This is a genomic window from Sutcliffiella horikoshii (assembly GCF_019931755.1).
Classification (GTDB): domain Bacteria; phylum Bacillota; class Bacilli; order Bacillales; family Bacillaceae_I; genus Sutcliffiella_A; species Sutcliffiella_A horikoshii_E.
In genome coordinates this window covers 2,060,367-2,073,241 of sequence record NZ_CP082918.1, presented here as the reverse complement: position 1 = coordinate 2,073,241, position 12,875 = coordinate 2,060,367, and the positions used below count along the sequence as shown (strand labels likewise).

General features: G+C 39.7%; 13 protein-coding genes. 9 read left to right on the top strand and 4 right to left on the bottom strand.

The features are described 5' to 3' along the window. Positions 1–92: 92 nt before the first annotated feature. Positions 93–1,139, top strand: a complete 1,047-nt coding sequence (locus tag K7887_RS10565) for an ATP synthase beta subunit C-terminal domain-containing protein (protein ID WP_223493472.1) — start codon at positions 93–95, stop codon at positions 1,137–1,139. A gap of 48 nt (positions 1,140–1,187) precedes the next feature. On the opposite strand, the gene K7887_RS10560 is transcribed toward K7887_RS10565, so the two are convergent. Next, positions 1,188–2,543, bottom strand: a complete 1,356-nt coding sequence (locus tag K7887_RS10560) for a glucoamylase family protein (RefSeq protein ID WP_223493471.1) — start codon at positions 2,541–2,543, stop codon at positions 1,188–1,190. A 277-nt stretch (positions 2,544–2,820) separates the two neighbouring features. Here K7887_RS10560 and trhO point away from each other — a divergent pair, with 277 nt between their 5' ends. Next, complete coding sequence (gene trhO, locus K7887_RS10555) at positions 2,821–3,780, top strand: oxygen-dependent tRNA uridine(34) hydroxylase TrhO (RefSeq protein ID WP_223493634.1); 960 nt, start codon at positions 2,821–2,823, stop codon at positions 3,778–3,780. A gap of 141 nt (positions 3,781–3,921) precedes the next feature. After that, positions 3,922–5,307, top strand: a complete 1,386-nt coding sequence (gene fumC / locus K7887_RS10550) for a class II fumarate hydratase (RefSeq protein ID WP_223493470.1) — start codon at positions 3,922–3,924, stop codon at positions 5,305–5,307. Positions 5,308–5,365: 58 nt separating this feature from the next. Here the strand turns inward: fumC and K7887_RS10545 are convergent, their stop codons facing one another. After that, positions 5,366–5,689, bottom strand: coding sequence for a hypothetical protein (locus tag K7887_RS10545; RefSeq protein WP_223493469.1), 324 nt, complete (start codon positions 5,687–5,689; stop codon positions 5,366–5,368). 199 nt (positions 5,690–5,888) lie between these two features. On the opposite strand from K7887_RS10545, the gene K7887_RS10540 reads away from it, so the two are divergent. After that, positions 5,889–6,569: a sigma factor-like helix-turn-helix DNA-binding protein gene (locus K7887_RS10540; RefSeq protein WP_223493468.1), complete on the top strand. Its 681-nt coding sequence runs from the start codon at positions 5,889–5,891 to the stop codon at positions 6,567–6,569. Positions 6,570–6,586: 17 nt separating this feature from the next. Then, positions 6,587–7,168 (top strand): ATP-dependent Clp endopeptidase proteolytic subunit ClpP, encoded by a 582-nt coding sequence (gene clpP / locus K7887_RS10535; RefSeq protein WP_223493467.1) that lies wholly within the window; start codon positions 6,587–6,589, stop codon positions 7,166–7,168. A gap of 39 nt (positions 7,169–7,207) precedes the next feature. Here the strand turns inward: clpP and K7887_RS10530 are convergent, their stop codons facing one another. Further along, on the bottom strand, positions 7,208–7,792 hold the full coding sequence (locus K7887_RS10530) for a TetR/AcrR family transcriptional regulator (RefSeq protein ID WP_223493633.1): 585 nt from the start codon (positions 7,790–7,792) through the stop codon (positions 7,208–7,210). A gap of 172 nt (positions 7,793–7,964) precedes the next feature. Here K7887_RS10530 and K7887_RS10525 point away from each other — a divergent pair, with 172 nt between their 5' ends. The 3 genes from K7887_RS10525 to K7887_RS10515 all read left to right on the top strand — a co-directional run bounded on the left by K7887_RS10525 (position 7,965) and on the right by K7887_RS10515 (position 11,027). Continuing rightward, a complete protein-coding gene (locus tag K7887_RS10525) occupies positions 7,965–8,879 on the top strand; it encodes an ABC transporter ATP-binding protein (RefSeq protein ID WP_223493466.1) in 915 nt (304 codons plus the stop codon). Then, positions 8,879–10,483 (top strand): ABC transporter permease, encoded by a 1,605-nt coding sequence (locus tag K7887_RS10520; protein WP_223493465.1) that lies wholly within the window; start codon positions 8,879–8,881, stop codon positions 10,481–10,483. The genes K7887_RS10525 and K7887_RS10520 overlap by 1 nt, the downstream gene beginning before the upstream one ends. Positions 10,484–10,577: 94 nt before the next feature. Further along, positions 10,578–11,027 carry a DUF2512 family protein gene (locus K7887_RS10515; protein WP_223493464.1) on the top strand — a complete coding sequence of 150 codons (450 nt, stop codon included), beginning with the start codon at positions 10,578–10,580 and terminating at the stop codon, positions 11,025–11,027. A 78-nt stretch (positions 11,028–11,105) separates the two neighbouring features. Here the strand turns inward: K7887_RS10515 and K7887_RS10510 are convergent, their stop codons facing one another. Then, on the bottom strand, positions 11,106–11,441 hold the full coding sequence (locus K7887_RS10510; RefSeq protein ID WP_168865801.1) for a winged helix-turn-helix transcriptional regulator: 336 nt from the start codon (positions 11,439–11,441) through the stop codon (positions 11,106–11,108). Positions 11,442–11,702: 261 nt separating this feature from the next. Here K7887_RS10510 and K7887_RS10505 point away from each other — a divergent pair, with 261 nt between their 5' ends. Further along, the gene (locus tag K7887_RS10505; RefSeq protein ID WP_223493463.1) at positions 11,703–12,854 is read left to right on the top strand and encodes an MFS transporter; all 1,152 of its coding nucleotides are present in this window, start codon (positions 11,703–11,705) and stop codon (positions 12,852–12,854) included. The last annotated feature ends 21 nt before the right edge of the window (positions 12,855–12,875 follow it).

The following is a 12,875-nucleotide window of genomic DNA, read 5'->3' as shown; positions in this document are numbered from 1 at the left end:
TAAAAAGTAATAATTGTTACCTTCAAGCGTAATTTTTTGTTGCTTTCAAACAGAATATCGATTACTCTATAAAGTAACAGGAGGTGAAAATAATGGAAAATGTAAGATTGAATGTTGCTTTATTGCGGAGAAAGGTCCCAAACCTAACGAGTGCAGCTAAATCTGTGGGCTTAAGACCCGCCACCGTTTCAAATCTTTGCACAGGCAAAATTCCAGTTGGAAGAGCAGAGGTGCGTACCATTATCGCACTTGCAGAATTAGCAGAGTGTAGCTTGGATGAGTTGATATTGAGAGGGGAGAAAGTCGATATGATTGAAACGAAAATTAAAGCAATCGATTTATTGGCTCCATTAACTAAAGGAGGAACTAACGGTCTCGTAGCAAGGCCAGGCATGGGGCAACTTGTGGTTCTAGCGGAATTGTATTACCGTCTTAAACGAGATGGATACACTTCTATTATGCTTTTACCTAAGGGGGAGCATCCCGAAGTCGAGGAGATTCTTGAACATGTAGATTTCACTGTTATTACAATAGAAGATGCTTACCAAAAAATCATGGAACTTGGACCAAATAAAGATATTATTTTCACTGCTGACCGCGGCCATGTAGCGAATGGGAACATTCAAGACCTTCACAACAAACTAGAAAAGATAGGAATGAATACAGTTACAACCTTCCTTCTTGATTTAAGTGGTCAGGTAGTGGACGAAGACCTTCCTTATGGACCTTTAGAAACGTTATGGCAATTTGATGCAGACCTTGCAGCAAGACACAAATATCCTGCTATTAATCCCTTACAATCCACCTCATCTGTTTTAGAAGGTGCTCACTTAGATCAACACCACTTAACAATACAACAACGCTCACAAAAACTTCTTAGACGGTACCGTGAATTACGCTCACTTGTTCAAGTCAGAGGAATGGATCTACTCCCTGAAACTGAAATCCAAACATATAAGAGAGGGGAAAGATTAGAGGCATACCTAACCCAGCCTTTCTTTGTTGCAGAACCATTCTCCGGAAAAAAAGGTGAAGATGTGGACCTCCCGACGATGCTTGAAGATATTAGAAAAATACTAGAAGGTTCCTATGATTCTGCAGAAGTGAATTCTTTATCATATATCGGTACAATAAAATAGCTTGATAGAAACATAAAAAGAGCCGCCAAGATGGGGCTCTTTTTATGTTTAATCCCTGATACCAAAATCCTCGACTTCTAATAAGTGTTCAGGTCTTTCTCCAATCGGATCTTGATGAAAATAATCCCTGAGGACACCTTTCTTTAAATAATTGGTGATAGCGGTCAAAATCATTCCCTGGTCCAAAGATAAGTAAGTATGTGCAACTTCTCCTGTTTGAAGATTGACTGTATCATAATAGCCGTAATCTTCTCCATAGACTCCCATATCTTGCAGTTTTTTAAGATTGTCATAGACTTCATCAGGAGCATGCTCTAAAGCAAGAAAGCTGGCATGGGGAGTTACAATACCTTTATCCTCATAACCTTCTGTTCCTAATACAGTCGCTCCAAACTCTCCATAATTATTGCGGATTGCTGCAGGGGAAAAGCCCCAAGCATCCAACTCATTTTCTTCCGCATAGCGGATTTGACCTTGAACATGATGCAGATTATTTAAGCCTAAGGCATTCACACCAAGTTCATTTTCCTTCATGACAAGGCTTGGCATCAACGCTTCAAACATGCTGCCTCCCCAGCTTGGTACATATTTGATTCCGTCATATTCGTAGACTCCTTGATAAACTTTTATGCCGTCGTAGTCCACCATAGATCCCGTCGGTGTTTGAGATTGCCAATCAAACTCTGGCGGAAAAGTTCGGTACAACTTCCACCAATGTTCCTCAGGTACATCTCCTTTTCCGATAGCAAGGTAACTTGCCACTCGCGGCTCGGTATATAACATCCCGTAATGGTGAGGGGTGAGACTTTCTTGTTCCTTATCATATCCTCCATGTAGATGACCAACTGATGGGTCATAAAGGGTAGAATAATCCATTTGCTCCACGAGAGGATCTGTTAAGTCTTTTAACCCTTCAAAATACTGCCCGGTTACCATTAACCCTGCAGTCAACCAACCATTATCAACACTAGAGATAAACTGTCCCCAATCTTTTTTTTGCGTGCCATCCTGAGTGTAGTACCAGTTGTAATAAAGTCCATTCCAAGTTTCCATTTCGTTTAGTGTGCGCAAAGTTTTTTCAAGCTTTTGCTCGGCGTCCTTTTTGGATATGAATCCAAGTTCCACACCAGAAACCATCCCTAACATATACATGGCAATATTCGTTGGAGAGGTATGTTCCGCTTTCGTTTCATCCTGCTCAAAGTCAACACGATCCATAGTAAGCCCTGTTTCAGAATCTGTATAATCTCCAAAAAATCGAAACGTTTTTTCAGCAGTTTCCAATAGTTCTTTTTCCATTCCATTTTTTGGTTGAGTGGTAGTCCTTACCGGAGTGCTTGTAAAATAAAGAACCGCATCAACAAACACAATGGCTATTAAAAATAACCCAAACAATCTTTTCAAATATGAACAACTCCTTCTTAATGATTTTAGTGAAACGTTTCGAAAAATAGACTGAAAACGCCTACATTTGTGTAAAATATACCCTTTATCCCAAAGTTAATCAATACATTTCCACCAAAAACAAATGACTTAATAGGTCACCTTCATATTAAAGTAATAAAAGCTTGTCACAATCCCATTATTTTTGATATAGTAATATGTTGTAACTTCTTATATAAAGAAACATTTATGTCAACTATGTAAATAGATAAATTTAATAAAGGTATTGGTGATAATGATGAGTCAAGACTATAGAGTATTATTGTATTATAAATATGTAGATATTGAGAATCCTGAAGAGGTCACTCAAGAACATCTGGAATTCTGTAAAGAGCTAGGATTGAAAGGCCGAGTATTGATTGCACAAGAAGGGATTAACGGTACAGTTTCAGGTACGATCGAGCAAACAGACGCTTATATCGAGCATATGAATGCACATCCCCTATTCTCAGATATCATTTATAAAGTAGATGAAGTATCTGAACATGCATTCCCTAAAATGAAGGTCCGTTATCGTCCGGAATTGGTAACATTACGCCTGGAAAATGATATCGATCCCCGCAAAACAACAGGAAAGCATTTAAAACCAAAAGAATGGTTGGAAGCATTACAAAGCGAAGATACAGTTGTAATCGATGCTCGTAATGATTATGAGTACGATCTTGGACATTTCCGTGGTGCAGTCAAACCTGACATCAATACATTCAAAGAGCTTCCTCAATGGATTAAAGAAAACAAGAAGAATTTTGAAGGCAAAAAGATTCTGACGTATTGTACTGGCGGAGTACGTTGTGAAAAGTTCTCTGGATGGCTGCTTGAAGAAGGTTTTGAGGATGTTTCCCAGCTGGATGGAGGAATTGTCACTTACGGGAAAGACCCTGAAGTGCAAGGAGAACTATGGGATGGACAATGCTACGTATTTGATGAGCGCATCAGTGTTCCAATCAATCAAAAAGAACATGTTGTAGTCGGGAAGGACCACTTTTCCGGTGAACCTTGCGAGCGCTATGTAAACTGCGCAAACCCTGAGTGCAATAAGAAAATACTGAGCTCTGAGGAAAACGAACACAAATACTTGCGCAGTTGCTCCCATGAATGCCGTGTAGACCCAAGAAACCGGTATATCATTGAGCACGGTCTAACAGAAGAAGAAGTAAGCAAAAGAATGGATGCCATCAAAGAAGAAGTTACAAACTAATAAATAGTAAGTTAGCCTGTTTCTCAAATGAGGAACAGGTTATTTTTTTGCCTATAAAGAAATACTTATCTGAAAAGCATACGTTTTCCTTTAAACAATAAAGGTTAATAGTAAGTAATGAGCAGAAAGGAGAGTACATACATGGATTACCGGATTGAAAAAGATACAATGGGAGAAATAAAAGTTCCAAAGAATAAGCTATGGGGTGCCCAAACTCAAAGAAGTATCGAAAATTTCGCTATTGGTGCTGAGAAAATGCCAATAGAGATTATTCACGCTTTTGCTCTATTAAAAAAAGCAACGGCAAAAAGTAATCATAAATTAAACAAACTCTCTACCGATAAAACACAAGCAATTACAGCCGTTGCTGAGGAGATAATAACCGGAAAATGGGATGAGCATTTCCCACTTGTTGTGTGGCAAACGGGAAGCGGGACACAATCCAATATGAATGTAAACGAAGTGATTGCTAATAGGGCAAACCAACTTTTAACGGAGAGCGGAGGAGCGGACCTGATACATCCAAATGACGATGTGAACATGTCACAAAGCTCCAATGACACATTCCCGACTGCCCTGCATATTGCCGGCGTGTTAGCCGTGGAGGAAAGACTCCTTCCAGCGCTAACGAGACTAAAAGAGACCTTGCTTCAAAAGTCAGATGAATTTAGGGATGTTATTAAAATAGGAAGAACCCACTTACAAGATGCGACCCCGCTGACACTGGGCCAAGAAATTAGCGGATGGCATCATATGCTCGAAAAAGGGGAGATGATGATTTTAGAAAGCCTACCTCATATGAAAGAACTGGCAATTGGGGGTACAGCAGTAGGTACAGGTATAAATGCACATCCTGATTTTGGGCAAATGGTAGCGGAAGAAATCACAAGGCTGACTGGGAAAGATTTCACATCTGCAAAGAATAAATTTCATGCTTTAACGAGTCATGATCAGGTTGTATATGTACATGGAGCATTAAAGGCACTTGCTGCAGATTTGATGAAGATCGCGAATGATGTAAGATGGCTATCAAGTGGTCCTAGAAGCGGGATCGGAGAGATAATCATTCCTGAAAATGAACCTGGCAGCTCCATCATGCCCGGTAAAGTCAACCCAACTCAAAGTGAAGCATTGACGATGGTGGCAACGCAGGTGATGGGGAATGATGTAACGATTGGGGTTGCAGCAAGTCAAGGGAATTTTGAATTAAATGTGTTTAAGCCGGTCATTATTTACAATTTTCTTCAATCGGTTACACTTTTGACAGACAGCATGAACAGCTTTAACGACAAATGTGTATGCGGGATGGAACCTAATCTTGAAAAAATAGCCTTAAACCTACAAAATTCATTGATGCTAGTAACATCCTTAAATCCTTATATAGGGTATGAAAAAGCAGCATCCATTGCTAAGCTTGCACACAAGGAGGGGACGACATTAAAAGAAGCCGCTCTCAAATTGGAACTACTAACAGAAGAAGAATTTGATGCTTTCGTTGATCCGAGTAAAATGGTACATCCACAATAAAGAAGGAGGGCTGTCGGGAATACCAATTACACAGGAGTTCCCAACAGCCCAATCCAAACTATTTCTCGATCATCTCAGTCTCACTAACTTTGTCGATTTTATCTACAAACATTTGAAACACTTTTCTTTTCTCATCTAATTCTTTTATGTATTGTTTCAGTTCATTGAATTTCTCTTCATATGGTTTGTGATACGATTCTTTGATGTTGTCGATGATTTCATCATTTATCGTCGATTGTATCACTTGTTTCGTAATACTGAACTTAATAGAATATAATTGAAGATCTGACTTCACTTTTTCATATTCATCATCAATCTCTTTCTTCTGCTTTAGCATTTCTTCTTTCCATTCCAATAAAGAATCCTTTACATATGTTTGCATAGTTACCTCCCATGAACATACTGATATTTGGTTATGTATTGTATATATAATATTAATGAAAACGATCGAGTTTGTGGGGGTATTTTTCTTTACAGTATGTTTACATATACATACTTCAAAAAATAATTTACAGTACCCCGTATCTTAAGGGGCTAATGAAACGTTTAGATAATAGAGTGGAGTAAAGGAGTGTTGCTCAGTGAAAAATGCTAAGAATAGAATGTTAGTTGAGACTGATTTTTCCGAGGAAGAGTACCTGCAAGGCCATTACCATAAATTACTTCGATATTGCCTTTTTCTCACAAAAAACGAATGGGATGGAAATGATCTCGCACAGGAAACGATGGCCAAGACCATTCAGCATTACTCTCATCCTGCTGTCATTAGCCAAGGTCTGCTTAAAAAAGTTGCTTACAACAAGTGGATTGATATTGTCCGTAGACGACAAAAGGAAATATTGCAGGATGTTCTTAAAGAAGAGGTGTATCAGCATCATATGGAAAAAGCCCTCATCATTACAGATACACTTCTTACACATACTACGCCAAAACAGGCAGTGATTTTTTTCCTTACAGAAGCATTTGACTTTCAATCTGCTGAAATTGCCGACATACTGGGAACAACTGAAGGAGCGGTAAAAGCAGCTTTACACCGAACCAGAAAAAGAATGAACAAAAAAGAGCCACCAAATTCTGACCTTATAGAAAGCCTTTGGAGCGAAGAGGAAAAGGAATTATTGCCACATTTATTTAAGGAAAGTCTGCAGGAAGAAGATCCAGGAGTGCTCATTGATGCCCTTCCGGCTATCTTCCATGATAATGTCACGACGTACTCACTACCTACTCACACTCCTACAAATGCATTTAACTGTGTTGCCTAATAAAGGAGGATATGAACATGAATACGATACCTTATGTTATTGAACAATCAAGCAGAGGAGAGCGTTCTTATGATATTTACTCGCGCTTGCTGAAAGACCGCATTATCATGATTGGGGATGAAATCAATGATCAGATCGCAAATAGCGTCGTTGCCCAATTACTATTTTTAGCCGCCGATGACCCGGAAAAGGACATATCCATCTATATTAACAGCCCAGGCGGATCTACTACCGCTGGTTTTGCTATCCTTGATACGATGCACTATATCAAACCAGACGTTCGAACTATCTGCATCGGAATGGCCGCTTCTTTTGGCGCAATGCTCCTAATGGCTGGAACGAAAGGGAAGAGATTGGCATTACCGAACAGTGAAATTATGATTCATCAGCCGCTCGGTGGTGCAAGAGGCCAGGCGACAGATATTGAAATATCAGCTCGTAGAATCCTGAAGTTAAAGGATGACCTTCATAAGATGATTGCTGATTATACCGGACAGCCAATTGAAAAGATTGAGCGGGATACAGACAGAGATAATTTTATGAGTGCAGGTGAAGCAAAGGAATACGGAATTATCGATGAGGTAATTAAAAAGGGATAATATAAAAAAAACAGGTACCTCACTAGAGGGAGCCTGTTTTTACTCTTTTTTGCCGATAATGCCGTAAAAAAAGATGTTCGTAATATCTTCTGTTAACGGAAGCACTTTTTGATAAACCTCTTCTCTTTGCATATAATCTTTCAACATCTGTACATAGAAAAGAATTGCTTCTTGGGATAGGTTTGGATCAACATACCCTTGTTCTTTCCCTTCCTCAAACAGCTTCGCAAAATAGGGAAGTGCTTTTTCTACATAGATTTTCTCAATGATATTACCTTCAGTTGCATATTCCTTCATCATAAAGTGATAAAATTCTTCATGAATCTGTTTTGAGATTTCTTTTTTATTGAAGATAATTTGTTTGATTTTTTCTGGGAATGGAATGTCGCTATGAATGAGTTTTTCAAAGTCGTCAGAAGTTTTATTTATGTAATAACCAAACACATCACTTGTTAATTTGTGTTTGCTTTCGAAATAATTATAGATTGTTACTTGGGAAACATTGGCCTTTTGCGCTATTTCGGATATGGATACTTTCTGAACTCCATACTCCATAAAAAGTGCCAAGGCTGCTTCTAGGATATCTTGTTTCTTTTGTTCCCTCCGTCGTTGAAAACCGTCCATCATTTTTCACCTCTCTTTTATTTTAATCAAAAATATGTAATAAAACAAATAAAAAAGTTCATAAACTCTTGTCAAAGGATTATTTTATATATATTATGAACTATGTAAGTTAAAATATTTCATATTTTTCTTTTCTGTATGATTTATCCTGTAGAATGAGGGAGGGTCTTTCATGACCATATTAGAGACTAAAAATTTATGTAAAACTTTCGGGAAATTCACTGCGTTGGACGGGGTTAATCTAAATGTTAACAGCGGAGAGGTCTATGGCTTTATTGGACCAAATGGAGCGGGGAAATCCACCACAATTCGTATATTATTGGGCATTCTGAAAGCTACACAGGGGGAAGCAAAGATATTTGGACTTGATGCCTGGAAGGATGCTGTAGAGATTCATAAACGCATAGCCTATGTACCCGGTGATGTGACATTATGGCCAAACCTAACTGGAGGAGAGGTCATTGATCTATTCATGAAACTACGTGGAGGGAGCGACAGGGGGAGAAGAGAAGAGCTAATTGAAAGATTTAAACTGGATCCTACCAAGAAATGCAGAACCTATTCTAAAGGAAATCGGCAAAAAGTAGCGTTAGTTGCAGCTTTTGCTTCTAATGCAGATCTCTATATATTAGATGAACCTACTTCAGGACTTGATCCGTTAATGGAAATGGTTTTTCAGGAATGTGTCTTAGAGGCTAAGCTTGCCGGAAAGAGCGTACTTCTCTCAAGCCATATCCTCTCTGAAGTTGAGAAGCTCTGTGACCGTGTTGGAATCATCCGACAAGGAAAAATCATTGAAACAGGAACGTTACAAGAGTTGAGACATTTAACAAGAACAAACCTTCTTATCGAAACAACAGAGCCTGTACTGGATATTGGCTCTTTAAAAGGAGTACATGAGGTGGAACAGAGGGACGATGCATTATCTTTTCAGGTAGACGCTGAAGAACTAGCAGAAGTCATGAAGCATGTTAGCGGGTTCGGTCTTATTAAATTAGAGAGTTCTCCACCTACACTAGAAGATTTGTTTATGCGTCATTATGAAGGCGGCGGCACTTCCAAAATGGGAGCGGGAGGGGAAGCCTAATGTGGAGACAGCGTTTTAGTAATACGGGTAGCCTTATTTTCTTCATTTTGAAACGGGATAAAATTCGCATTCCGATTTGGCTGATATCCATTACATTAATGACTATATTAACTGCCACTTCTTTTGCCGGCTTGTATGCGAATGACCAGGAAAGGCAAGCAATGGCTGAAACGATGAAAAATCCTGCAATGACTGCCATGGTCGGTAAAGGATATGGATTGGAGAACTATACGGAAGGACCTATGATGGCGCACCAGATGCTTCTATTTACAGCCATTGTGGTTGCAATCATGAGTATCATGCTTGTTACTGGTCATACACGGAATGACGAGGAGGAAGGGCGCGTTGAGCTGATTCGTTCCTTGCCAGTAGGTCGATTAAGTACTGTTACTGCTACATTAGTTGTTATGATAGCTACAAATGCCTTATTGACCATTTTGATTGCGGTTAGCTTATTTTCATTGGGAATTGAAAGCATCGATTTAAGTGGTTCCTTTTTATATGGTGCCGCACTAGGTGCTACAGGGATATTTTTCACAGGTATTACGCTTCTGCTTGCACAACTGTCTTCAAATTCGCGTGGGACAATTGGTTTATCATTCACCGTCCTTGCATTTTCCTACTTGATTCGTGCGGTAGGGGATGTAAGTAATGAAGCTTTGTCATGGATCTCCCCTCTAGGGTGGATATTGGGGACCGAGGTTTACGTCAACAATTATTGGTGGCCGGTTTTTCTAACAATAGGTAGTTCCATATTTATTGCGATGACTGCGTTGTACTTACATGCCATGCGTGATCTTGGGTCTGGTTTCATTCCAACAAAGCCAGGTAAAAGGCACGCATCACGTTTCTTGAGTAGTCCTTTCGGGTTGGCGTTCAGGCTCCAGCGGACAGGAATCATCGCTTGGGCGATCGGAATGTTCATCTTAGGTGTATCTTATGGTTCGGTGCTTGGGGACCTAGAGTCTTTCTTTGCAAGTAATGAAATGATGGCTGAAATGTTACCACCTGTCGAAGGATATACGTTAACCGAACAGTTTATGACTATGCTCATGGCTATTATTTCGATGCTTTGTACTGTTCCTCCCATCATGTTTCTTCTAAAACTAAAAGGAGAGGAGAAGAGGGGGCAACTGGAGCCGATTCTTTCGAAAAGTGTGTCAAGATCTAAGCTACTGGGAAGTTATATGCTGTTGTCTCTCATCTTTGGCTTTATTATGCTAACCTTGGCTATTTTAGGTTTGTGGGTGGCAGCAGATTCAGTTATGGATGAACCTATATCATTACAGTCGTTTTTAAAGGCGGGTCTTGTCTATTTGCCTGCTTTGTGGATTATGACCGGAATCGGGGTTGCCACAATTGGAATAAAGCCTAACTTGACAGGTCTCACATGGCTTGTACTGGGCTACTCATTTTTTGTGGTTTATCTAGGTAGCATGCTTAAGCTGCCAGAATGGATGGCAAATTTATCGCCATACGGACATATTCCGCAGATACCGGTGGAAGAGGTCAGCTATTTAACCCTTGCGATTCTTATTTTTATTGCCATTGCATTAACATTGGTAGGTTTTATAGGATTTCGCAATCGTGATATAGCAGGATAATGTTGATGTGCCCCCTCGTTATTATTACGAGGGGGTTTCCTTGTATAAAACACCTTTTCATCGAGCAATCTACAAGAGAAAAGGAGTGAAAAAAATGAAGCATTTTATGCCGATCTTGATCAAGTTCATCGCCAGCTTTTTAATCCTATCCTTTTTCTTGAATCAGTTTGCTGAGATCTCTTTCCTAGATATCCTTTTGACAACCGTTATTCTTGTTACTCTTTCGTACTTTGTAGTGGATGATATAGTATTGCCTAGAACAAACTATACATTTGCTGCTGTTTTTGACTTTGCATTTAACTTTGCCGCTATAGCCTTTATGGTATATATCTTGACCAATTTAAGTGGCGGATTTTTATTGCCATCTGCGATTGCAGCATTAACGATCACTGTTTTTGAAGTGTTCTTTCATCTATACCTTGTCAAAAGTGTTTTCCCGGATCACCCGAGAAAGCAATCGAAGAGGGAAGCTCAATCGATGGAACTACAAACAGAGTTCTCAGAAGAGTTAAGTGTTCATGAAAAGAAGAAGAGAGAAGACTAAACCCAATAATATTGTTGGGTTTTTGTATTTTTTGATAGACGGGAGAGAAAAAAACCCTCTTTCCATGCAGAAAGGGGGTTAATTTACTAACTCATTATTTGGCGAGGTTTTCTCTATATGATGTTCCCCCCATGCGCAAAGCATGTCCAAAGCAGGCTTCAGGGACCAGCCGTATTCAGTTAACTCATACTCGACTTTAGGAGGAACCTGATTATAAATAATGCGGTTAACAACACCATCAGACTCAAGTTCTCTAAGTTGTTGTGTGAGCATCTTTTGCGTAATAGTAGGCATTAGTCTTTTGAGTTCGCTTGTTCGTCTTTTACTTTTTATAAGGTGACACAGGATCACTACTTTCCACTTGCCACCGATCACTTCCAATGCAGCTTCCACTGGAATATTGTATTTCTTCATAAAGGACCCCTTCTTTATAAGGTATTTATTTCACTCATTATACCACCATGTTCTTAAAGGTAAATAGGGTACTTCCAGGTGCCTACCTCACTTTAAAGTGCGTACTTACATTTATAGACAACCGCCTTCATAATAAGAACTCGTAAGGTTACCAAATGGCGCCAATGGTAATCCGCATTTTATGAAGGAGGCATTTATGATGAATTCACAAGCAGTTTCTATAAATCATGCTAAAACAAATAGAAGTATAGTACGTTAGCTTTGTTAGCATTAGCAATTAGTGCTTTTGGAATTGGCACTACAGAATTTGTACCAGTTGGCTTATTGTCAACGATATCAAATGATCTTAACATCTCTATCACAATGGCCGGATTGTTAATCTCGGGTTATGCGATGGGTGTTGCAGTAGGAGCACCAGTATTAACAGCTCTCACTAATAAAATGAATCGGAAGACACTTCTCATCTCACTTATGGTTGTATTTATTATTGGTAATACGGTAGCAGCTTTATCCAGCAGCTATGAATTACTATTGGCAGCAAGGTTTATCACAGCTTTCTCACACGGAATCTTCTTTTCAATAGGGGCAACCATTGCTGCAGATCTTGTTCCTGCTGACAAAAGAGCCAGCGCTATTGCCTTGATGTTTACAGGCCTGACAGTGGCGACGGTAACAGGTGTACCACTCGGGACATTCATTGGGCAAATGTTTGGCTGGAGAGCAACGTTTTGGGGCGTTGCTTTGTTGGGAGTGATTGGAGCAATAGCAAGTGCAATTCTAATTCCACGCAATTTAAAAGAAGCACCACCATCAACGTTACGCGAGCAACTTGATGTATTGAAAAACAGTAAACTGTTGATGGCTTTTGCGATAACCGCCTTAGGGTATGGTGGAACTTTCGTGGCCTTCACTTACCTGACACCACTTTTAGAAAACGTGACAGGATTTAGTGCTAGATGGGTGAGTGGTATCTTACTTGTTTATGGAATCGCTGTTGCTTTAGGGAATGTAATTGGCGGTAAAGCATCAAATAAGAACCCTTTGAAGGCACTTATGTGGATGTTTATTTTGCAAACCGTCATTTTAGTGGCGCTGACCTTTGCAGCACCATATAAAGTTGTAGGGTTGATGGTGATCTTCTTGATGGGAATGTTTGCATTTATGAATGTACCTGGACTGCAGGTATTGGTCGTGAACCTGGCGGAAAAATATGTACCTTCTGCAGTAAACGTCGCTTCTGCGCTCAATATCGCAGCATTTAATGTTGGTATTGCCATCGGTTCCTTATTAGGTGGGATTATCGTGGATTCCATAGGTCTGATCCATATTCCGTGGATTGGGGGAGTGATGGTGTTGGGGGCCGTTGTGTTAACGATAAAGTTGATGGATATGGAGGGAAAAACTGCTCAGTGATGGGCGGTTTTTTCTTTTTTT